Genomic DNA, 21,544 nt, shown 5'->3' on the forward strand with positions numbered 1-21,544 from the left:
GCACAACAGCCGGTCATAACGTCCGGTCGCCTCCAGAACGACCTGCGCCTCGCGTCCATCAAGGGTGGCAAGCCATTCATCAATGGCGGTGCCGGTATTGGCGATGCGGACGGCTTTTTGTGTTGCGGCATCGAAAAGATCCAGATGTGCCTTTGAGACGTCGCATCCGATGTAAACAGGGTGTACCATGGCAAGCCTCATACTGTGCTACGAGGTCCGCGCTCACGGCCTCCATCAACTGTTCAGGTTGGGATTATCAGAGCGGGCGGAGGTCCAAAAGCCAGCAGGCGGTCTCTAACGACCAGGATTCCGACGGCCTTCCGCCCGCACTCTACATAGCACAAATCCAATACACAGGATTCCGGCTCAAGGCCGGAATGACGGAGGGAGAGCTGGATTATCCTCTTACATCCGCCGCCGCACAGTCGCCAGCGCGCCGCCGAAAGCTTTCGCGAAGCTCTCCCTGTCATCCGGATTAAGAAACGAACCGATATCGGTCGCCCGGCCTTCACCCGTCACATGCATGGAGACGATGCCGATCTCATCGTGCCGCCTCACCCTGAAACGCGCCCAGAAGGGATTGAAGCGATGTTCCACCATCCGCCCGGCCGGAGAGAATTTGCGGATAGACAGGCTGGTGCGCGAGACGCTGACCTCTTCCCGCGCCTTCGCCGCCCGGTAATTGGCGCGGAAGGCGGCATAAAGCAGCAGGAAATCCAGCCCGAAGAACAGGCCGACCGGCCATGCCCCGGTGGCAAGGAAAAAGCCGCCATAGACAAGGCAGGCCAAGCCGGAGAAAAGCAGGAGCAGCCGGAAACCCCTTCGGCCAAGCGAACGGTGCGGAACGAGTTCCGCCGCGAAAATCGGCTGGTCGTTGAGCGTATCCACGTTGCTTTCCTCAAGGCGGGCTGGCTATAGATAGTCCATGACAGTCGCCAAAAAACGATCCAGCACCCAAACATTGAAAAAGTCAAATCCGGCATCCGCGCGCAAGCCGGCGCGGGTGAAAACGGCCTATTCGAAAGACGAGCTCACCGAGATCTTCCGCCGCTTTTCCATTCAGCGGCCGGAGCCGAAAGGCGAGCTGGAACATACCAATCCCTTCACCCTGCTGGTGGCCGTGGCGCTTTCCGCACAGGCGACCGATGTGGGCGTGAACCGGGCCACGCGCGCGCTGTTCAAGGTGGCCGATACACCGGAAAAGATGCTGGCGCTCGGCGAGGAAGACCTGATCGGTTATATCAAGACCATCGGGCTTTACCGCAACAAGGCGAAAAACGTCATTGCCCTGTCGCAGATGCTGATCGACAATTTCGGCGGCGAGGTGCCCAAAACCCGCGAGGAGCTGGTGACGCTGCCGGGTGTGGGCCGCAAGACGGCCAATGTGGTGATGTCCATGGCCTTCGGCGTGCCCACGCTTGCGGTGGATACGCACGTCTTCCGCATTGCCAACCGGCTCTGTCTTGCGCCGGGCAAAACCCCTGACGAGGTTGAAGACCGGCTGATCCGCATCATTCCAGAACAATATCTGTTCCACGCCCATCACTGGCTGATCCTGCACGGGCGTTACTGCTGCAAGGCGCGCAAGCCGGAATGCGAACGCTGCGTGATTGCCGATATCTGCAAATCGCCGGAAAAGACCTTCGATATCCCAGCGCCGCTGGTGGAATTACCCGCGCAGCTGTTCAGTGCGGCCAGCGGCGAATGAGGGATCGCGCCGGCTGACGGCCTTGTGCAGATGCACCATCATCGAGGCGGCAAAAAGCGGCGTCAACAGGTTGAGAAACGGCACCGCCAGGAAGGCCGCTATCACCAGCCCGGCCATGAAGACGGTGGTGCGGTGTTTTGAGCGGAACTGCCTTGCCTCCACGGGCGAGCGGAAACGCATCGCCGCGAACTCGAAGAATTCCCGGCCGAGCAGATAACCGTTCACCAGAAAAAACGCGATGAGATTGATACCCGGCACCAGAAGCAGCAACAGCGCGACAAGGTTGCCGGCAATGACGACGCCGAAAAACTTGATGGAAGATAGAACGGCCTCGCCGACCGGCATCGCCTTGCCCGGCGGATCGTTCGGATAGCTCTTTTTCTCGACCACTTCGGCGACATCATCGAGAAACAGGCCGGCAATGACGGCGGTGACCGGCGAAATGAGCAGCGCGAGCGCCAGCGCCAGCCCGATGCCGGCGAAAATGGCGAAAACGAAGGTCAGCCAGCCCGCCCAGTCCGGCACGCCGGGGATAAGCGTATCCACCCACGGCAGGGCGAAATAAATGAAGATCGAGCGGATGGCGAACCACAGCGCCGCAAGCACGAGAAGCGTAAGCCCCAGAACCTTCCAGAATACCGACCGGGTTTCGGCGGCAAAGAGATTGTGGAAGGCAAGCCTCGCCGCATCAAAAATCATCCGGAACTCCTCGACGCCTTTCGCGTTGAAACACACTTACCAGACGAGAGATAAGCGCTGCCCGCCCGCTTCGCAAGACGGACCGAAAGATGCCAAATACCTGGATTTAAACCGCAGATGGAATTTCTCTTGAATAAAAGGTATCTCTAAAATATAATAATATACCTATTACATTTCGCATTCCGGTCCGGTGGAGGACAAGGCCGGAAAAGCTATCCCCCACCGTCAAATTGCGGTTCGCACGCTCGTTTGCGCGCGCGCATGCATCATCGTTCAATAAAGATAAAAGAATGAGGCGTTGGTGGAAAAGCTGCTGTTGAACCTTACGCGCGCCATGAAGGCAGGCACCCCTTCAGAGCGCAAGATCGCCAAATATCTGATCGAACATCTGGACGAATTGCCGTTCGAGACGGCGCAGACGCTGGCCGCCAAGCTCAGCCTCAGTCCAATGACGGTCGGCCGTTTCCTGCGCTCGCTGGGATACCGGCAATTCAGCGATATCCGCGCCGATCTGCGCCATGCCGAAGAAACGGCCGGCGCGGACCAACCCGCCATGACCGAAGGCGGCGAACGCCATTCCAACCCGTTTTCACAGCTTCTGTCGCAGCAGATTCAGGCCATCCAGACCGCTTTCGACATGACCACCCAATCGATCTGGCGGGTTGCCATGAACGAGATCGCCACGGCGGCCAATGTTTTTCTGGCAACCTCTCCGGAAGGTCTCGATGCCGGGCGGCATTTTTACGGGCGGCTTCTGGAGAGCCGGGGCCATATCCATTATCTCGGCAGCGACAGCGCGGCCTATGTCGCCCTGTGGGATTTCGACCCCGCGCAGACGCTGCTCGTCATCATGGATTGCGGCGGCGCCCTGTCGCCCCTGCAACGCCTGTCGGCAATGGCGCGCAAAAGCGGCTACAGGACATTGCTGATCACCACACGCTTTTATGAATGGGGACCGGAAAGCGCGGATCTCTGCCTTGCCATGCCGCAGGCGCAGAATGGCGGCCAGGGCCTGCTGCAACTGGTATCCCTGCTGGAATTCACCCTCTGTGCGCTTGGCGCCAGCGCCGATGACAGCGGCAGGGCAAGGGCAAAGAACCTGACCGCCCTGAAACGCTCGCTGCGTGGCTGATTGCGTTTAGCGGCAGCGGCGGCATATGGATCGAGCGGTTGCCGCTTGTTTCTTCTCCCCGCCGGGGAGAAGTCCGCGGCAGCGGGATGAGGGGGCTGGAGTGCGTTCATCGCTGGCGTTCCCCCTCATCCGGCCCTTCGGGCCACCTTCTCCCCGGCGGGGAGAAGAAACGCGCGGCACCTACTCGGCCTTGCCATTTGCCTTCAGAAAATCAAAGGCTCTCGAGTTCCTGACGATGGCGGTACATGGCGAGAAAGCGGCGATAATCCCGCTCATAACGGGGGCCACGCGCCGGATTGCCCGATATTTCCGCATTGCCCGGATACATGGCGGCCCCTGCAGCCGCAAGGTTCGCATGCACCCCGCCGGCCGTCGCCGCCGTCATCGCCGTGCCGAGCAGCACCGCATCGGCGGTGGCGGGAACGACGATGCGCTTGCCCGTCACATCGGCATAAAGCTCCATCAGCAGCGGGTTCTTCACATGCCCGCCGGTAACGTGCAGGCTTTCCACCGCATAACCGAAACGCTCCATGGCATCGAGCACATGGCGCGCGCCGAGCGCAATGGCGACGGCCGTGCGCCAGTAAAGACGGCAGAGACTGTCGAAAGACGTATCCAAAGTCAGCCCGCTGATGACACCGACGGCATGGGGATCAGCAAGCGGCGAGCGGTTTCCGTGGAAATCCGGCAGCACATGCAGCCGCTCGGCGAAGGCCTCACCCTCAAGCGCACGCAATTCCGTTACCCGCGCAACGATGCGGGCATGCAGCGCCGTATCCGGCTCACCGCCTGCCGCGTGCATGCGCACGATATGGTCGAGCAGCGCGCCGGTGGCCGATTGCCCGCCCTCCACCAGCCAGTGACCCGGCAGGATCGCCTGCCAATAGGGCCCCCAGAGGCTGTGGCCGGGCATCTGCCGCTCCGACATGGCGACAAGGCAGCTCGATGTACCGGCGATCAGCGCCACATGCCGGCCCACATCCGCAGACAGGCAGCCGCCCAATGCGCCGAGCGCGCCGGCATAGGCGTCGATCATGCCCGCCGCCACCTGGCAGCCGGTATCGAGACCGAGCTCGGCGGCGGCCTCGGGCGAAAGCGGGCCGATGCTGTCACCCGGCATTACCGTGGTTTCGGGCAGCCCTGCCCGCTCTCTCAAATCGGCAAGGCCCGCCAATTCGAGATAATCCGCCTGCCAGCCGGGATTTTCCTGCGCCAGGAAATTCCACTTCGCCGTCTGCGTGCAATTTGAGCGCTGCGCTGAACCGGTCGCCTTCCACGTCAGAAAATCCGCCAGATCGAAAGCGAAGGACATGCGCGACCAGCTTGCCGGCATATGCCTCTTCAGCCACATCAGCTTTGGCATCTGCATTTCCGGCGAGACGCTGTTGCCGGCGAAATCCAGCACCCGGTGGCCAGATGCCGTCAACCGGTCGGCCTCGTCGATTGCCCGGTGATCGAGCCAGACGATGGTGTCGAACCGGTCCTCCCCGGTAACGGAAACCGAAACCGGCTCACCCCGCCCATCGCGGATGACCAGCGAGCAGGTGGCGTCGAAACCGATGGCGGCAATGCTTTGCGGCGAAACACCGGCCTCGGCAAGCGCTGCCCTCACCACGATGCAGAGCGCGTTCCATATGTCGGTGGAATCGTGCTCGGCGTGGTTTTCCTGCGGCCTCTGCATCAGGATCGGATGGGTGGAGCGGGCAAGCAGCCGGCCGTCCGGATCAAAAATGCCGGCCCGGGCGCTGGCGGTGCCGACATCGACAGCGACGAGATTTTGACGCATCAAGACTGCAATTCCATCCCTTGCGCAACGACCTCCGGACGGCAGCAGGCAGAGTCCCGCTCAGCCTGCATCGCGTTCCGCCCGCCTGTCAAAACCGCCCTTCCCCACATAATGGCCGACAAGTTGGACCAAATCCGGCATCGCGTCAAACACCGCATCCGCCCCAAGCCCGGCGATCTTTTCACGGAATGCGGGAAAGCGCGCATGCGAACCGCCGGTAAAGGCAAAAACGCCCATGCCGGCCGCTTTTGCCGCGGCAATGCCTGCCGGGCTGTCTTCGATCACGATGCAGTGACGCGGATCGACGCCCATTTGACGCGCCGCATGCAGGAAGAGGTCGGGCGCCGGCTTGCCGTTCTTCACCATGGTGGCGCTGAAGACATGCGGTTCGAATTTGTCGATCAGGCCGGTCAGCCCCAGCGAATAACGGATACGTTCCGGCTGGCTTGAGGAAGCGACGCAGCGCCGCAGCGGCAGGAGCCTGTCCAGCGTTTCGCCAATGCCGTCAATCGGCCGAAGCTCGGTGCGGAAACGCTCGAACAGCGTCGCCCGCATATGGTCGAGAAAATCGATGTCGGTTTCGACACCGTAATCCTCAAACAGCGTCGCCGTCATGCTGGCGACGCTGCGGCCGAGGAAGCGCTCATAGGCCTCTTCCTCCCCCATCGTCACGCCGAGATGGGAGAGCATGTCGAGAAGGACGGAGATGGAGACCGGCTCGCTATCGACGAGAACGCCGTCGCAATCGAAAATCAAAAGGGCCCCGGTCTCGTCTTCCATCTCTCAGTCACTTTTCAGCCAGCTTGTCATCCAGATAAAGCTGCAAGGTCTTCGCCGTGCCTTCTTGCCACAGCGTCTTCAATGCATGGGCAAAGCGTTTACGGAAAAGCTCCGATTCGGCAACCTCTCCGAAAATGTCGTCAAGCGCGAGGAAGGCCATCGGATCGTCCTTGGCCTTGATCGCCGCTGCCTGAAGCCGTTCGGCGCTGGCATCGTTGAAGGCGATTTCCTTGCCGCTGTCGGAGGTGCCCTGGAAATAGCGGCACCACAGCGCCGAAACCAGCGAAAGGCCGACGATATCCTCGCCGCGCGCCAGCCGGTCGGCGGTGGAGGGCAGGATGAATTTCGGCTGGCGATTGGAACCGTCCTGCGCCAGACGCGGAATGGTGTCGCCGATTTTCGGATTGAGGAAACGCCGTTCGATGAGTGCGAAATAGTCGGCAAGATTTGTATCAGGAACCGGCGGAATGACCGGGATGATCTCTTCATTTTCAAGCTTTGCCAGAAACGCCCGGATCAGCGGATGCTCCATCGCCTCATGGACAAAATGGATATCGAGCAGCGCTGCCGGATAGGCAATTGCCGCATGGCCGCCATTGAGGATGCGGATTTTCATGTGCTCATAGGGCGCAACGTCTCTGACGAACTGCACGCCGGCCTTTTCGAGCGCCGGGCGACCAGCGGGGAAATTATCCTCCATCACCCATTGCTTGAACTCTTCGCAGAAGACCGGCCAATTGTCGTCGATGCCGAAATCGTCGCGGGCGATAGTGCGTTCGCGCTCGCCGGTAGCAGGCGTAATGCGGTCAACCATGGAATTGGGGAAAGCGACATTTTCGCCGATCCACTTGGCGAAGGCCGGATCCGACAAGGCTGCGAGCCCAACCACGGCATTTTTCGTGACCTTGCCATTATGCGGAATGTTGTCGCAGGACATGATGGTAAAGGGTTGCAGCCCTTTGTCCCGCCGCGCCTTCAGTCCGGCGACGATGAAGCCGAACACGGTTTTTGGCGCAGCCGGGTTCTTCCCGTCTTCGGCAATGGCCGGATGCTGCGGGTTGAAGGAACCGGAAGCATCGATGAAATAACCGCCCTCGGTAATCGTCATCGAGACGATGCGGATTTTCGGATCGGCGAGCGTATCGATAATGACCTTTGTATCGCCGACCTGCAGAATGTCGATCATCGGCCCGGTAACACGCGCACCGGTACGGTTATTGTCCTGTTCCACGACGGTGGTCAGGAAATCCTGCGCCGCAAGCTTTTCGCGCATCACCGCATCGGAGGGCAGCACGCCCGCACCGATGATGGCGAAGTCATGGTCCGTGCCCGTATTGAACAGATCATCCAGATAGACCGCCTGATGGGCGCGGTGGAAATTACCAACGCCGAAATGCACGATGCCGGCGGAGAGATCAGCACGGGAATAGGCCGGAATCGCCGCCGTTTTTTGGGCTTCGTCAAGCGTTGCGAGGGAGAGTTTGCATGTCATGTCACGATCCTCGAAAGGGGAAGCGTTGTTCGTGCCGGTCACCGGGAAACCCCGGTGGTCAGCTCATCCAGTTGCCGCCGTCGACATTATAGGTCTGGGCGACGATGTATTCGGCTTCATCAGAAGCAAGGAAGATCGCCATGCCGGTCAGATCTTCGGCACGGCCCATGCGGCCGAAAGGTACCGCCTCGCCGACCAGCCGCTTCTTTTCGCCGGCCGGGCGGTTTTCATATTTCGCAAACAGTGCATCCACACCGTCCCAGTGCTCGCCATCGACCACGCCCGGCGCAATCGCGTTGACGTTGATGCCGTGCCTGATGAGATCGAGCCCGGCCGATTGGGTGAGGCTGATGACGGCGGCCTTGGTGGCGCAATAAACCGCCACCAAGGCCTCGCCGCGCCGGCCCGCCTGGCTTGCCATGTTGATGATCTTGCCGCCTTTTCCCCGAGCAATCATTGTTTTTGCGGCGGCCTGCATCATGAACAGCGTGCCGGATACGTTAATCGAAAGCAGCCGCTCGTAGCTCTCGCGTTTGATCTCGACAATCGGTGCGAGATCAAAAAGTGCGGCATTATTGATAAGGATATCGAGCCCGCCTGCCTGGCCTTCCACGGTGCGGATGGCGGTGTCGATGGAATGCTGTTTGGTCACATCGAGTTCGACGGCATAGGCGTTCTCGCCGATCTCGCGGGCGGTCTTGCTCGCCCGCTCGAAATCGATATCGGCGATGGCGACCGTCGCACCCTCGCGCAGATAGGCTTCAGCGAAGGCGCGGCCGATGCCGCGCGCCGAGCCTGTTATCAGCGCGGATTTGCCCTCCAGTCTCCCCGTCATAGTGCCACACCCTTCTCATCAAACCTGTGTATCTTGGTCTCGTCGGGGGTGATGAAGACGGTATCGCCATGCCTGCATTCGAACTCGCCGTCAGTGCGGGCGGTAATCGGGCCGATGGTTTCGACGTCGAGATGCAGGAAGGTATCCGATCCAAGATGTTCGGCGACCGTCACCTTGCCCTGCCACAGCCCGCTTTCCTTCGACAGCAGCAGATGCTCCGGCCGCACACCGGCGGTGGTGGCATTCTTGCTGCGGGCAAAATCGCCGGTAATGAGGTTCATGCGCGGTGAGCCGATGAAGCCGGCGACGAAGAGGTTGGCGGGGGTGCGGTAAAGCTCCATCGGCGAGCCGACCTGCTCGATATTGCCGCGGTTCAAGACGACGATCTTGTCGGCCATGGTCATGGCCTCCACCTGGTCGTGGGTGACGTAGATCATCGTCGTCTTCAGCGTGTTGTGCAGCTCGGAGATTTCCAGCCGCATGGTGCCGCGCAGCGCCGCATCGAGGTTGGAAAGCGGTTCGTCGAACAGGAAGGCTTTCGGTTCGCGCACGATGGCGCGGCCGATGGCCACGCGCTGGCGCTGGCCGCCCGACAGCTGCGAGGGCCGGCGTTCGAGATAATCGGTGAGGTTCAGCACCCGGGCGGCGTCCTCGACCTTTTTATCGATCACCGCCTTGTCGAGCTTGGCCATCTTCAGCGGGAAGGCGATGTTGTTCCTGACACTCATATGCGGATAAAGCGCATAGGACTGGAACACCATGGCAAGGCCGCGCTCGGCCGGCGCCTTTTCGGTGGCGTCATTGCCGTCGATGACGATCTTGCCGCCGGAGACGTCCTCCAGCCCGGCGATCAGCCGCAGCAATGTCGACTTGCCGCAGCCCGACGGGCCGACGAAGACGACGAACTCGCCGTCGTTGATATCAAGATCGATCGACGGGATGACTTTCGCCTCACCGAAGAGCTTGGACACGTTCTGAAGGGAAATGCTGCCCATGTTTATCGTTCCTTATTTCACGGCGCCAAAGGTCAGGCCACGCACGAGTTGTTTCTGCGAGAACCAGCCGATGACGAGAATGGGGGCGATCGCCATCATTGAGGCGGCCGAAAGTTTTGCCCAGAACAGCCCCTGCGGCGAGGAGAAGGAGGCGATGAAGGCCGTCAGCGGTGCGGCATTGGTGGTCGTCAGCCGGATCGTCCAGAAGGCTTCGTTCCAGGCAAGGATGACGTTCAAGAGCAGCGTCGAGGCAATGCCCGGCACCGCCATTGGTGTGAGCACATGGACGATCTCGTTCCACAGGGACGCGCCATCCATGCGGGCAGCTTCGAGGATCTCGCCGGGGATTTCCCGGAAGTAGGTGTAGAGCATCCAGATGACGATCGGCAGGTTGATGAAGGTGAGCATGATGGTGAGGCCAATGCGGGTATCAAGCAGGCCGGCATTGCGGAAGATCAGATAGATCGGCACAAGCACGGCGACGGCCGGCATCATTTTTGTGGAGAGCATCCACATCAAAATGTCCTTGGTGCGTTTGGTCGGCGAGAACGCCATGGCCCAGGCGGCGGGAATGGCGATGATCAGCGCGATGATCGTCGAGCCGAGCGACAGCACCACCGAGTTCATGAACGGCTTGAAGTAATCGCGCTGGGTCTGGACCGTCACGTAATTCTCGAAGGTGCCCGAGGGAATGAGGCTGAAGCCGGCGATCGCCTCCGGCTCGGTCTTGAGCGAGGTGAGGAAGGCATAAAGGATCGGGAAGAACAGCAGCAGCGCCACGGCCCAGGCCGCGATGGAAAAGCCGATCTTCGCACGTGTGGTTGTCTTGCGGGCCATGATGTTTCCCCTTTACCGGTCGAGGTTCTTGCCGACGGCGCGCATCAGGAAGATGGCGACGATATTGGCGAGGATGACGGCGATGATGCCGCCGGCCGATGCGCCGCCGACGTCGTAACCGAGAAGCGCGGTGCGATAGATGAGGAAGGCGAGGTTGGTGGAGGCATAACCCGGTCCGCCATTGGTGGTGACGAGGATTTCCGCGTAGACGCCAAGCAGGAAGATCGTCTGGATCAAGATGACGACGGTGATGGCGCGCGACAGATGCGGCAAGGTCAGATGGATGAAGCGGTTGACGAAGTTGGCGCCATCCATTTCGGCGGCTTCCTTTTGTTCGCCATCGAGCGACTGCAGGGCGGTGAGCAGGATCAGCGTCGCAAACGGCAGCCATTGCCAGGCGACGATGATGATGATGGAGAGCAGCGGAAACTGCGCGAACCAGTCGACCGGCTGCAGACCGAAGAAGCGCGACAGATCGGCAAGCACGCCATAACCGGGATGCATGATCATGTTCTTCCACACCAATGCGGCCACCGGCGGCATGACGAAGAAGGGCGAGATGATCATGATGCGGACGATGCCCTGACCGAAAATGTCATTGTCGAGCAGGAGCGCAATGGCAATGCCGCCGATGACGGTGATCGCAAGCACGCCGCCGACGATCAAAAGCGTGTTCCAGATCGACTGGAAGAAGGCCGGGTCGGTGTAGAAATACTGGTAATTGAACAGACCCGCAAAGCTGACATTGGCCGGGTTGAGGAGATTGTAGTTCTGGAAGGAGAACCACAGCGTCATCGCCAGAGGCACGATCATCCACACCAGCAATAACAGCACCGATGGCGCAAGCATCACCCGCGCCAGACCGCTCGTGTTTCGAGTTGCCATTGCACTCACCTCCCCTTGGGTACAGGCGTCACGACATGCGCCCGGCATATCCGGAAGAACCGGCTCATTCTTGTTTTGATTTGAAAGGCATTAGAGCCGCCTGGCGGCTTCCGACCCGGAGTGTTCGCTGCCCGGCACGGGAGCCGGACAGCGATCTTCGGGAGGATTACTTGATGTAACCGGCGCGGGTCATTTCACGCGTCGCAGTCGACTGGGCGCCCGCAAGCGCATCATCAACGCTGGACTGACCGGCAACGACCGCCGAGAACAGCTGACCGACAGTGGTGCCGAGCGCCTGGAATTCAGGGATCGCCACGAACTGACCACCGGTGTAAGGCACGGGCTTTACAGTCGGCTTGGTAATGTCGGCAGCATCCATGGCGGCAAGCGTCGGCTTGGCGAAAGCGGCGGCCTTTTCATAATCGGCGTTCTTGTAAAGCGAGGTGCGGGTGCCCGGAGGCACGTTTGCCCAGCCTTCCTTGGAAGCGACGAGCGTGGTGTAGTCCTTGCTTGTTGCCCAGGCGATGAACTTTTCGGCAGCTTCCGCCTTCTGCGAGCTCTTCGGGATGGCAAGATTCCACGACCACAACCAGTTGCCATGGTTCTTCAGTTCGCCATGCGTCGGGAAGAGCGCATAACCGACCTTGTCAGCAACGGTCGAATCCTTCGGGTTTGACACGAAGGAGGCAGCGACCGTGGCATCGATCCACATGCCGCATTTGCCCTGCTGGAACAGTGTCAGGTTTTCGTTGAAGCCGTTGGAGGAGGCGCCCGACGGACCGGCATCCTTCATCAGATCAACATAAAACTGCAGGGAGCTTTTCCACTCCGGCTGATCGAACTGCGGCTTCCAGTTTTCATCGAACCAGCGGCCGCCGAAGGAGTTGGTGAGCGCGCTGATGAACGCCATGTTCTCGCCCCAGCCGGCCTTGCCGCGCAGGCACATGCCGTTGATATCGGCCTTGCGGTCGGTAATCTTGCGGGCGGCGTCACCGATGAATTCCCAGGTCGGGTTCTCAGGCATCTTCAGGCCAGCTTTTTCAAACAGGTCCTTGCGATACATGATCATGGCGGATTCGCCGTAGAAGGGTGCTGCATAAAGCTTGCCCTCGGCGGAAAGACCGCCGCGGATCGCCGGCAGGATGTCATCGACATCATATTTGTCGCCGAGCTTTTCGAGCGGCAGCAGCCAACCCTGCTTGGCCCAGATCGGCACTTCATAGTTACCGATGGTCATGATGTCGTATTGGCCGCCATTGGTGGCGATATCGGTCGTCACGCGCTCACGCAGGACGTTTTCTTCAAGCGTTACCCACTCGACCTTGATGTCGGGGTTCTTGGTGGTGAAGTCCGAGGTCAGACCCTGCATGCGGATCATGTCGCCGTTGTTCACGGTCGCGATGGTCAGCGTCTCGGCGGAAGCAAGGGTCGAAAAGGCGAGTGCCGAGCATGCGCCCAGCAAAATGGTCTTCAATGTCATATCTTCCTCCCAGAAGAAAAATGATGAGCATTCGCTTTGCTCTAGGGCATTTACTCACCTCATCAGCGAAAAAGTCAAGCGACATCCTGTGCTGCGACGCACATGGAAAAATCAAGCCTTTGATTTTATGTGTTTAATTTTTGCTCAATGATTGAGCAAATATTCGCTCGTCACTTCATCGGTGATGAGGCCGTTCAGCAGACCACCCCTCAGCGCCGCCAGAATCGAGGCGTTCTTGCGTGCGCCCTGCGCCATGCCGATGACGGTGCAGGTCTCTCTTGAAGGGATGGGAACGGAGGCGACGCGCTCGTTGACGGAATGCTCGAGAATGCGGCCATTGGCATCATACATCCAGCCGCAAATCTCACCAACCGCCCCGCTGGCCATCAGGGCTTTCATCTCATCCACGCCGAGGAAACCATCGACGCAGAGCGGTGCGTTTTCGCCAAGTTCGCCGACACCGACGAAGGTGACATTGGCCGCGGACCCCAGCGCCAGCGTGGAACGCACCATGGACTGATCGTGCAGCAGTTCCCGCTCTTCCGCAGAAGAACATAGAACCGGCAGCGGCATCGGAAAATGCCGTGCCTTGATGGCATCGGCCATGCTGAAGATGACGTTATAATAGGCGGCCGAGCCATCCGGCCCGATATTGCCCGTCAGCGACACGATGCGGTGCTGCGGGCACTCCATCGGCGGCAGCTGGTCCACAGCGGCCTTCAAGGTACGGCCGGTGCCGATGGCGAGCACGATGGGATCGGCATTCTTCAGCCAGCGCTCGATTTCCGCCGCCCCGGCCTCGGCAATGCCGACAGTGGAGGAGACGCCGGCCGGATCGCTCGGCACCACCTCGATATATTTGAGGTCGAATTTCTCTTTCAGCCGCTCGGCTTTTTCGAGACAGGCGGCGATGGGGTGATCGAGCCGGACCTTGATCAGCCGCTCGGCGACGGCCAGCGACACCAGCCGCTGCGCCGACTGCCGGGAGATGCTCATGGCAGCGGCGATCTCATCCTGCGTGCGGCCGGCGACATAATAAAGCCAGCCGGCGCGGGCCGCATCGTCCAGCCGTCCATGTGCGTCGTTTCGTCTGGCCATGCCGCTGCCCTTTTCCGAATTCTGCTTGCGCATTTGCTGGCATTTTTTTGCGTCGGCTGTCAAACGGCGGATGTGCGCAAAGACTATACGGCGCGAAAATCGGCGGATGAGGAACGGTGACCGAAGGGCTTATACGTCCGTGTTGTTATTTTTCGTCATTCCGGCCTTGAGCCGGAATCCAGCCACGGCGCGTCTGCACCGTGAGAAGAGTCTCTTGCGATCAAGGACTTGATCGCGCTGGACCCCGGATCAAGTCCGGGGTGACGATGCTGGATTATGCCCGCACCCTCATTCAAGCCGCTTCCTGCACCAGATGCCCTGCGGAAACCTCACGGTAATGGCGCTGCGGCGGCACATAGTCCACCGGCCGGATCGGGCTTTTGATCTCGTCGGTCGCCATGTTGCGCCGGATCTGCCGCCGCGCCGGGTCCGGCACCGGAACGGCGGACATAAGCTTCCTCGTATAGGGATGTTGCGGATTGTCGAAAACCGCCGCACGCGGGCCAATCTCGACGATCTCGCCAAGATACATCACCGCCACACGATGGCTGACGCGTTCCACAACCGCCATGTCATGGCTGATGAACAGGAAAGCGAGATTGAGGCTCTGTTGCAGGTCGAGCAGCAGGTTGCAGACCTGCGCCTTGATCGAAACATCGAGCGCCGAGACCGCCTCATCGGCGACAATGACCTTGGGGTCGAGCATCAGCGAGCGGGCAATGGCGATGCGCTGGCGCTGGCCGCCGGAAAATTCATGCGGGAAGCGCCGCATCATATCCGGGCTGAGGCCCACCTTTTCCAGAAGATCGGCCGCCTTTTCGCGGGACTGCTGTTTGGTTCCGAGGCGATGCTCGATAAAGGGCTCCATGATCGCCGTGCCGATGCTCATGCGCGGATCGAGCGAGGCGAAGGGATCCTGGAAGATCATCTGCACGCTGCGGCGCATGGTGCGCAGCGTCGTCTTGTCGAGCTTCAGCACCTCGTAGCCATCGAGCATGACATTGCCGGATGTCGGCTCGATCAGCCGGGTGATGGAGCGGCCCGTGGTCGACTTGCCGCAACCCGATTCGCCGACGAGAGACAGGGTTTCGCCCTCGGCGAGATCGAAGGAGACCTTTTCCACCGCATGCACGGCCCCGGATTTGCGGCCGAAAAGGCCGGTGCGGATATCGAAACGGGTGGTGAGGTCCCTGACCGAAAGAATGGGCGTGCGGCCGCCGGAGACCGTGTCCTTCACCTCCGCAACGGGCTGGCTCTCGCCGGTCTTGATATCGATGATCGGGAAACGGGCCGGCAGCACCCTTTCCTTCATTGAGCCGAGCTTCGGCACCGCCGAAAGCAAAGCACGCGTATAGGGATGATGGCCGCGATGGAAGATATCGTCGGTGGTGCCGGTTTCCACGACATCCCCACGGAACATGACGATGGTACGGTCAGCCACTTCCGCCACCACACCCATATCATGGGTGATGAACAGGACCGACATGCCCTCCTCTTCCTGCAATTGCTTGATGAGATCGAGAATCTGGCCCTGAATGGTCACATCCAGCGCCGTCGTCGGCTCGTCGGCAATCAGGAGCTTCGGTTTGGAGGCGAGCGCCATGGCGATCATCACGCGCTGGCGCATGCCGCCGGAAAACTGGTGCGGATAATCGTCGAAACGGTTCTTCGCATTGGGAATACGGACCTTCTCAAGCAGGCGGATGACCTCGGCGCGCGCGGCGGAAGAGGAAATATCCTGATGCACGGTCAACGCTTCGGCGATCTGCTTGCCGATCGGGAAGATCGGGTTGAGGCTGGTCATCGGTTCCTGGAAGATCATCGAAATGTCCTTGCCGCGAACCTTGCGCATCTCCTCTTCCGGCAGCGCCAGCAGGTCGCGCCCGCCGAGCATGACCTTGCCTTCGATCCGGCTCGTCTTTTTATCGAGCAGCCGCATGATGGAGAGCGACGTCACGCTCTTGCCCGAGCCGCTTTCGCCGACGATCGCCACCGTTTCGCGCGGCGCTATCTCGAAACTCATATTGCGGACCACGGATTTCCAGCCGCCATCGACGCGGAAGGATGTGGTGAGATTCTGAACCGATAAAACCGGGCTTACCGAACCGCCGGTCTGTTCCATTGATGTCGCCGCCAAAAGCATGCCGATCTCCTGAAAAGCAGAAGGCGGCCATGAAGGCCGCCGGATGTCTTACGCAGCAAGTGCGGTTTCGGCCATCGAAACCCAGTAGCTGATGCCGTAAGGCAGCGCATCGTCGTTGAAATCATAGGCCGCATTGTGCAGCCCGGCAGTATCGCCATTGCCGATGAAGATGAAGGCGCCGGGGCGCGCTTCCAGCATGTAGGAGAAATCCTCCGCCCCCATATGCGGGTTGGGGTTGGTGTTGACGGCGCTCGCACCGGCCACGCCCATCGCCACGCCGGTCGCGAATTCGGTCTCATCACTGTGGTTGAAGGTGACGGGATAACCGCGATGATATTTCACCTCCACGGTGGCGCCATGCGCCATGGCGGTGGCGGTCGCCACTTCCTTCAGGCGCTTTTCCGCGAAATCGCGGGTTTCCGGCAGCAACGTGCGCACCGTTCCCGTCAGCGTCACCGCACCGGGAATAACATTGACGGCCGTGCCGCCATGGGTGGTGGCGACGGTAACGACCAGCGATTTCAGCGGATCCGTCTCCCGCGAGACGATGGATTGCAGGGCGATGATGATATGCGCCGAGGTCAGCACCGGATCGATGGAAAGATGCGGGGCGGCCGCATGGCTGCCCTTGCCGGTGATGACGATTTCGAAACTATCCGCCGCCGCCATGGTCGATCCCTTGCGGATGGCGAAATTGCCGACCGGAATGCCCGGCTCGTTATGCATGCCATAGACCTGCGAAATGCCGAATTTCTCCATCATGCCGTCGTTCAGCATGGCGAGCGCCCCCGCGCCGCCCTCTTCCGCCGGCTGGAAGATGACCGCCACGGAACCCTTGAAATTGCGGGTCTCGGCCAGATATTGCGCCGCACCAAGAAGCATGGCGGTGTGCCCGTCATGACCGCAGGAATGGGCCTTGCCCGGCGTCTTCGAAGCCCAGGGCTTGCCGCTCGTCTCAAGGATCGGCAGCGCATCCATGTCGGAGCGGAAACCGATGGTCGGGCCATCCCCGTGCCGGCCCTTGATGATGCCGACCACGCCGGTCTTGCCAATGCCGGTCTCGACGACGTCGCAGCCGAAGGATTTCAGTTTTTCCGCCACGAATTTCGATGTTTCGAAGACATCGTAGAGCAGTTCCGGGTGTTCATGCAGATGGCGCCTCCAGCCGGCAACTTCTTCCTGCATTTCAGCCACACGGTTCAATATCGGCATTCTCTTTTTCCCTTTTTTTGTTCCCCGCCGGGTTGTCGGACGCCATATTGCGTTTGGAATTTCTCGTTTTGCAAGCATGAAATTTGCTGCATGAGCGAAAAATAGGCCGAAAACTGAATGGCTCAATTTTTGTTCATCAAAGAAACATTGGGACTTGCTTTTCAAAAAAACTGACAATAGCATCATCGGGAATGGAGGAGTATTCCTTAGCAAAGTCAAATACGTAGAATAACAGACCTTGCACATGACGACGGGAAAAGCGTCAAACATTCAAATAGATAAAATCCAAAAAGGGGAAAACTACAATGAAGAAGCGCAGCGTTCTCTTTGCCAGCACGGTGGCGGCCATGGCCTTGGCAGGCTCTGCCGCCCATGCCGAGCGTGGCAGTGACGGCGAACTGAAAATCCTGTTCTGGCAGGCCGTATCGACACTCAATCCTTATCTTTCCGGTGGCACGAAGGAAGTCTACAGCTCGTCCATGGTGATTGAGCCGCTGGCGCGCTACGACGAAAAGGGCGAACTGGTGCCGATGCTGGTCACCGAAATTCCGACGATCGACAATGGCGGCGTCGCGAAGGATCTGCTCAGCATGACCTGGAAGCTGAAAAGCGACGTGAAGTGGTCGGATGGCACGCCGTTCACCGCCGAGGACGTTATTTTCACCTGGAAATATTGCACCGCACCGGATGGCGGCTGCGCGCAGGCCGCGCAATATGAGGGCGTGAAGAATGTCGAGGCCGTCGACGCCCACACCGTCAAGGTCAGCTTCACCGAACCGAAACCCTACCCCTATTCCGCATTCGTCGGCGCACAGTCGCCGGTCATCCAGAAGAAGCAGTTTGAAAAATGCGTCGGCGCTGCCGCACCCGGCTGCACATCCGCCAATTTCGGTCCCATCGGCACCGGCCCCTTCGTGGTCAAGGATTTCAAGCCGAATGACGTGATCAGCTTCGTCGCCAACACCAATTATCGCGACCCGGCCAAGCCCGCCTTCGCCACGGCGACCCTGAAGGGTGGCGGCGATGCCGCTTCCGCCGCACGCGCCGTGCTGGAAACCGGCGAATTCGACTATGCCTGGAACATGCAGGTGGAGCCGGAAATCCTAGCCACCATGGTGGCTGCCGGCAAAGGCAAGCTGGAAACCGCCTTCGGCACCCAGGTCGAGCGTATCAATCTCAACTGGTACAATGCCGATCCGTCGCTGGGCGACAAGCGCTCCACCAAGGAGGGCGGCCCGCACCCGGCCCTTTCCGATCCGGCCGTGCGCCGTGCATTGTCGCTTGCCATCGACCGCGATGTCATCGACGAAGCGGGTTATGGCGAAGCGGGTAAGCCGACCTGCAACATCGTGCCGGCTCCGGAAGCTGTCGCTTCCACCAAGAATGACAGCTGGTGCCTGAAGCAGGATGTGGAAGGGGCAAACAAGCTGCTCGACGATGCAGGCTGGGTGAAGGGCGGCGATGGCATTCGCGCCAAGAATGGCGTGAAGCTCTCCTTCCTCTATCAGACCTCCACCAACTCGGTTCGCCAGGCCACGCAGGAACTGGTGAAGGACATGTGGTCGCAGATCGGCGTTGCCTCCGAACTGCGCAATGTCAGCGCCTCGGTCTTCTTCGGCGGCGATCCGGCAAGCCCGGATACCTTCCAGAAATTTTATGCCGACGTGGAAATGTACACCAACAATTTCGACGGCACGGATCCGGAGAAATATCTGGCGGAATGGCTGTGCGACAAGATCCCGGCCCCGCAAAACGGCTGGCAGGGCCAGAATATTCCGCGTTATTGCAACCCGGAATTCGACAAGCTGGTGGGTGAACTCTCCAAGACGGCGGACCTTGCCAAGCGTGGAGAGATTTCCAAACAGCTCAATGACATGCTGACGGAGGAAGGCGCGCATATTCCGCTCATCCACCGCGGCAGCGTTTCCTCGCATTCGCTGACGCTGGAAGGCGTTCGCATGAATGCCTGGGATTCGGAACTCTGGAACGTCGCGGACTGGTCCCGCAAGAAGTAACACGCAGATGGGCCGGCCTCCTTGCAGGGGCCGGCCTTCTGCATGCCCCTGGACCATGATCTGAAGACACATTTGCCGCGTTAGGGCGAAAACGCTCCCAATTTTCGTCCTGCCGCGCTCTGGGTCTGGAGAGTTTCAGATGTTTACCTTTACGCTCCGGCGGCTCGCCTTTGCCGTACCGACGCTGCTCGTCATCAGCTTCGTCATCTTCGCGCTGCTCGATCTTGCGCCCAACGACCCGACCGGCGACCTGCCGCTCACCATCCCGCCGGAAGTGCGCGAGCAAATACGCGCCTCGCTTGGCCTCGACCAGCCCTTCTTCATCCGTTACCTGATGTGGCTGCAGCAATTCTTCATCAACGAACCGCTGAACCTCATTGAAAGGCTGACCGGCTGGCAGATCGGCGACGGCAGCCGCATGCGTGTCTTGTCATGGGCGACACGCAGCCCGGTGGTCGATCTCGTCATTCAGCGCATGCCGCAGACGCTGTGGGTGGTGGGCCTCGCCTATCTCTTCGGTGCGCTGCTGGCCATCCCGATCGGCGTCATTTCCGCCTATAAGCAATATTCGATCTTCGACCAGATCGGCACCTTCGTTTCCATGGTCGGTTATTCGGTGCCGACCTTCTTTACCGGCGTGCTGCTGGTGGTCGTCTTCAGCTCATACCTGCAATGGTTCCCTTCCGTTTATGACACCAACCTTCAGGTGACCGACTGGGGCAGTTTCGTGGCGCAGGTAAAGCAGATGTTCCTGCCGGTGCTGGTGCTGACGCTCTATAATGTCTCGCAGATCAGCCGCTTCGTGCGCGCCTCCATGCTCGACAACCTGCACCAGGATTATGTGCGCACCGCACGCGCCAAGGGCGTGAAGGAAAAATCCGTGCTGCTCGTGCACGTGCTTCGCAACAGCCTGATCCCGGTCGTGACCGTGATTGCGCTCGGCGTGCCGACCATCTTTTCCGGCGCCATCATCACCGAGCAGATTTTCCGCGTGAACGGGCTTGGCCAATTGCTGATCACCGCCGTTCAGGGCGCGGATATTCCGCTGGTGCAGACGCTGACCTTCATTTTCGCGGTGCTTATCGTGCTCTTCAACCTGATTGCCGACGTGCTGTACGGCATTCTCGACCCGAGGATCCGCTATGACTGACGCCACCATCGCAGCGCCGACGGTTGCGGCCACCCCCACGCAATCCGCCCTTGCCGATATCTGGAAACAGTTCCGCGTTCACAAGGGCGGCGTGGCGGGCCTATTCGTCTTCGTCTTCATCCTGCTTGCGGTCTATGTCGGCCCCTATATCCACACCGTTGCGCCCAACGCCATCAACGTGAAGGCGCGCAACCAGTGGCCGTCGCTCGCGCATCCCTTCGGCACCGATAATCTGGGCAAGGACATGCTGGCGCAGGTTCTGGCCGGCGGGCGCATTTCGCTTGCCGTCGGTATCACCGCCATGTTGCTGGCGCTGTTTCTCGGAACGCTGGTGGGCGTGCTGTCTGGCTATTTCCGCAGGCTGGACGGTCCGCTGATGCGGCTGACCGACCTGTTCCTGGCGCTACCGCTTCTGCCGCTGCTGCTCGTCATCCTGATGCTGTTTCGCGATACGCTGCGCGCGGCATTCGGTCCGGAAACCGGCATCTTCATCCTCATCGTCTTCGTGATCGGGATAACCAGCTGGATGCATACGGCCCGTATCGTGCGCGGCGATGTGCTGACGATCAAAAGCCAGGAATTCATCATGGCGGCGAAATCGAGCGGCATGCGCGAATACCGCATCATCCTCAGGCATATATTGCCGAATGTGCTGAGCTCGATCATGGTCTCGGCCACGCTCGGCATTGCCGCCGCCATCATCACGGAATCCGCGCTCTCCTTCCTCGGCCTCGGCTTTCCATCCGATTTCCCGACCTGGGGACGGCTGCTGTTCGACGGCGCCAACTTCCTGCAACTGACGCCCTCGCGCGTGCTGTGGCCTGGGCTGGCGATCTCGCTGACGGTTCTGAGTGTGAATTACATCGGCGATGCCGTGCGCGATGCGCTCGATCCACGGGCGCTGAAGAGCTGAGCGCTCCCCTTCTCTCATCCCTGTGCTTGTCACAGGGATCCAGCCAGCCCAAGTCCTTGGGCTGAAAGGACTCTCCCCGTCGCGCGGACGCGCGTCGGCTGGCAACTGTATTAATGCATGTTGTTTTAAGCTGCTTCGAATGTGGTTTTATCCCTGAGAATAGCATTTGCAATGACGAGCAGTTTGCGGGCGATGGCGATGATCATGACCTTGAACGGTTTGCCTTTGGCCTGCATGGCTTGAACCATGCGGGCGAAGGGCGACTTTAGCCGGTAGGCCACCAGCGCCGCCATATAGAGGGCATCGCGCACGCGCTTTCGTCCGGCGCGGATATGGCGCTGGCCGCGATGAATGCCGCTATCGGCATTGAAGGGGGCAAGGCCT

The 21,544-nt window shown here is 60.1% G+C and carries 19 protein-coding genes and 1 pseudogene; 5 read left to right on the forward strand and 15 right to left on the reverse strand.

What is annotated here, in order from left to right; translation table 11 throughout:
• Together EM858_RS25975 and EM858_RS25980 are read right to left on the reverse strand one after the other, a co-directional pair.
• A pseudogene (locus EM858_RS25975) lies at positions 1 to 189 on the reverse strand (IS110 family transposase); the annotation flags it as partial.
• A 216-nt stretch (positions 190 to 405) separates the two neighbouring features.
• Positions 406 to 888: a DUF2244 domain-containing protein gene (locus tag EM858_RS25980; protein WP_003523126.1), complete on the reverse strand. Its 483-nt coding sequence runs from the start codon at positions 886 to 888 to the stop codon at positions 406 to 408.
• Positions 889 to 925: 37 nt separating this feature from the next.
• Here EM858_RS25980 and nth point away from each other — a divergent pair, with 37 nt between their 5' ends.
• Positions 926 to 1,708: an endonuclease III gene (gene nth / locus EM858_RS25985; RefSeq protein WP_127758449.1), complete on the forward strand. Its 783-nt coding sequence runs from the start codon at positions 926 to 928 to the stop codon at positions 1,706 to 1,708.
• Here the strand turns inward: nth and EM858_RS25990 are convergent.
• Positions 1,670 to 2,407, reverse strand: a complete 738-nt coding sequence (locus EM858_RS25990; protein ID WP_127758450.1) for a sulfate transporter family protein — start codon at positions 2,405 to 2,407, stop codon at positions 1,670 to 1,672. The two genes, nth and EM858_RS25990, sit on opposite strands and share 39 nt — an antisense overlap.
• Positions 2,408 to 2,705: 298 nt before the next feature.
• Here EM858_RS25990 and EM858_RS25995 point away from each other — a divergent pair, with 298 nt between their 5' ends.
• On the forward strand, positions 2,706 to 3,539 hold the full coding sequence (locus EM858_RS25995) for a MurR/RpiR family transcriptional regulator (RefSeq protein WP_127758451.1): 834 nt from the start codon (positions 2,706 to 2,708) through the stop codon (positions 3,537 to 3,539).
• Positions 3,540 to 3,750: 211 nt separating this feature from the next.
• Here the strand turns inward: EM858_RS25995 and EM858_RS26000 are convergent, their stop codons facing one another.
• From EM858_RS26000 to EM858_RS26050, 11 genes are all read right to left on the reverse strand, one after another.
• Positions 3,751 to 5,325 (reverse strand): FGGY-family carbohydrate kinase, encoded by a 1,575-nt coding sequence (locus tag EM858_RS26000; protein ID WP_164865574.1) that lies wholly within the window; start codon positions 5,323 to 5,325, stop codon positions 3,751 to 3,753.
• Between the two features lie 60 nt (positions 5,326 to 5,385).
• Positions 5,386 to 6,105, reverse strand: a complete 720-nt coding sequence (locus EM858_RS26005) for an HAD family hydrolase (RefSeq protein WP_127758453.1) — start codon at positions 6,103 to 6,105, stop codon at positions 5,386 to 5,388.
• A gap of 7 nt (positions 6,106 to 6,112) precedes the next feature.
• A complete protein-coding gene (locus EM858_RS26010) occupies positions 6,113 to 7,597 on the reverse strand; it encodes a mannitol dehydrogenase family protein (protein ID WP_127758454.1) in 1,485 nt (494 codons plus the stop codon).
• A gap of 58 nt (positions 7,598 to 7,655) precedes the next feature.
• A complete protein-coding gene (locus EM858_RS26015) occupies positions 7,656 to 8,432 on the reverse strand; it encodes an L-iditol 2-dehydrogenase (protein WP_127758455.1) in 777 nt (258 codons plus the stop codon).
• Positions 8,429 to 9,427, reverse strand: a complete 999-nt coding sequence (locus tag EM858_RS26020; RefSeq protein WP_127758456.1) for an ABC transporter ATP-binding protein — start codon at positions 9,425 to 9,427, stop codon at positions 8,429 to 8,431. The genes EM858_RS26015 and EM858_RS26020 overlap by 4 nt, the downstream gene beginning before the upstream one ends.
• 12 nt (positions 9,428 to 9,439) lie before the next feature.
• Positions 9,440 to 10,264, reverse strand: coding sequence for a carbohydrate ABC transporter permease (locus EM858_RS26025; RefSeq protein ID WP_065116739.1), 825 nt, complete (start codon positions 10,262 to 10,264; stop codon positions 9,440 to 9,442).
• Positions 10,265 to 10,276: 12 nt separating this feature from the next.
• Positions 10,277 to 11,149, reverse strand: a complete 873-nt coding sequence (locus tag EM858_RS26030) for a sugar ABC transporter permease (RefSeq protein WP_080820603.1) — start codon at positions 11,147 to 11,149, stop codon at positions 10,277 to 10,279.
• A gap of 166 nt (positions 11,150 to 11,315) precedes the next feature.
• Positions 11,316 to 12,629, reverse strand: a complete 1,314-nt coding sequence (locus EM858_RS26035) for a sugar ABC transporter substrate-binding protein (protein WP_127758457.1) — start codon at positions 12,627 to 12,629, stop codon at positions 11,316 to 11,318.
• Positions 12,630 to 12,773: 144 nt separating this feature from the next.
• A complete protein-coding gene (locus EM858_RS26040) occupies positions 12,774 to 13,727 on the reverse strand; it encodes a sugar-binding transcriptional regulator (RefSeq protein ID WP_127758462.1) in 954 nt (317 codons plus the stop codon).
• 292 nt (positions 13,728 to 14,019) lie between these two features.
• The gene (locus EM858_RS26045) at positions 14,020 to 15,870 is read right to left on the reverse strand and encodes an ABC transporter ATP-binding protein (RefSeq protein WP_127758458.1); all 1,851 of its coding nucleotides are present in this window, start codon (positions 15,868 to 15,870) and stop codon (positions 14,020 to 14,022) included.
• 48 nt (positions 15,871 to 15,918) lie between these two features.
• A complete protein-coding gene (locus EM858_RS26050) occupies positions 15,919 to 17,082 on the reverse strand; it encodes a M20 aminoacylase family protein (RefSeq protein ID WP_127758459.1) in 1,164 nt (387 codons plus the stop codon).
• A 305-nt stretch (positions 17,083 to 17,387) separates the two neighbouring features.
• On the opposite strand from EM858_RS26050, the gene EM858_RS26055 reads away from it, so the two are divergent.
• The 3 genes from EM858_RS26055 (at position 17,388) to EM858_RS26065 (ending at position 21,160) form a co-directional block, all read left to right on the forward strand.
• The gene (locus tag EM858_RS26055; RefSeq protein ID WP_127758460.1) at positions 17,388 to 19,097 is read left to right on the forward strand and encodes a peptide ABC transporter substrate-binding protein; all 1,710 of its coding nucleotides are present in this window, start codon (positions 17,388 to 17,390) and stop codon (positions 19,095 to 19,097) included.
• Positions 19,098 to 19,236: 139 nt separating this feature from the next.
• On the forward strand, positions 19,237 to 20,247 hold the full coding sequence (locus EM858_RS26060) for an ABC transporter permease (RefSeq protein WP_127758461.1): 1,011 nt from the start codon (positions 19,237 to 19,239) through the stop codon (positions 20,245 to 20,247).
• Positions 20,240 to 21,160: an ABC transporter permease gene (locus EM858_RS26065; RefSeq protein ID WP_003523158.1), complete on the forward strand. Its 921-nt coding sequence runs from the start codon at positions 20,240 to 20,242 to the stop codon at positions 21,158 to 21,160. Before EM858_RS26060 ends, EM858_RS26065 begins: the two co-directional genes overlap by 8 nt.
• 125 nt (positions 21,161 to 21,285) lie before the next feature.
• Here the strand turns inward: EM858_RS26065 and EM858_RS26070 are convergent.
• Positions 21,286 to 21,544 (reverse strand): transposase (locus tag EM858_RS26070; protein WP_164865561.1); only part of this gene is annotated, 259 nt, incomplete at its 5' end.

Source organism: Agrobacterium sp. CNPSo 2736, from assembly GCF_004005385.1.
GTDB lineage: Bacteria > Pseudomonadota > Alphaproteobacteria > Rhizobiales > Rhizobiaceae > Agrobacterium > Agrobacterium leguminum.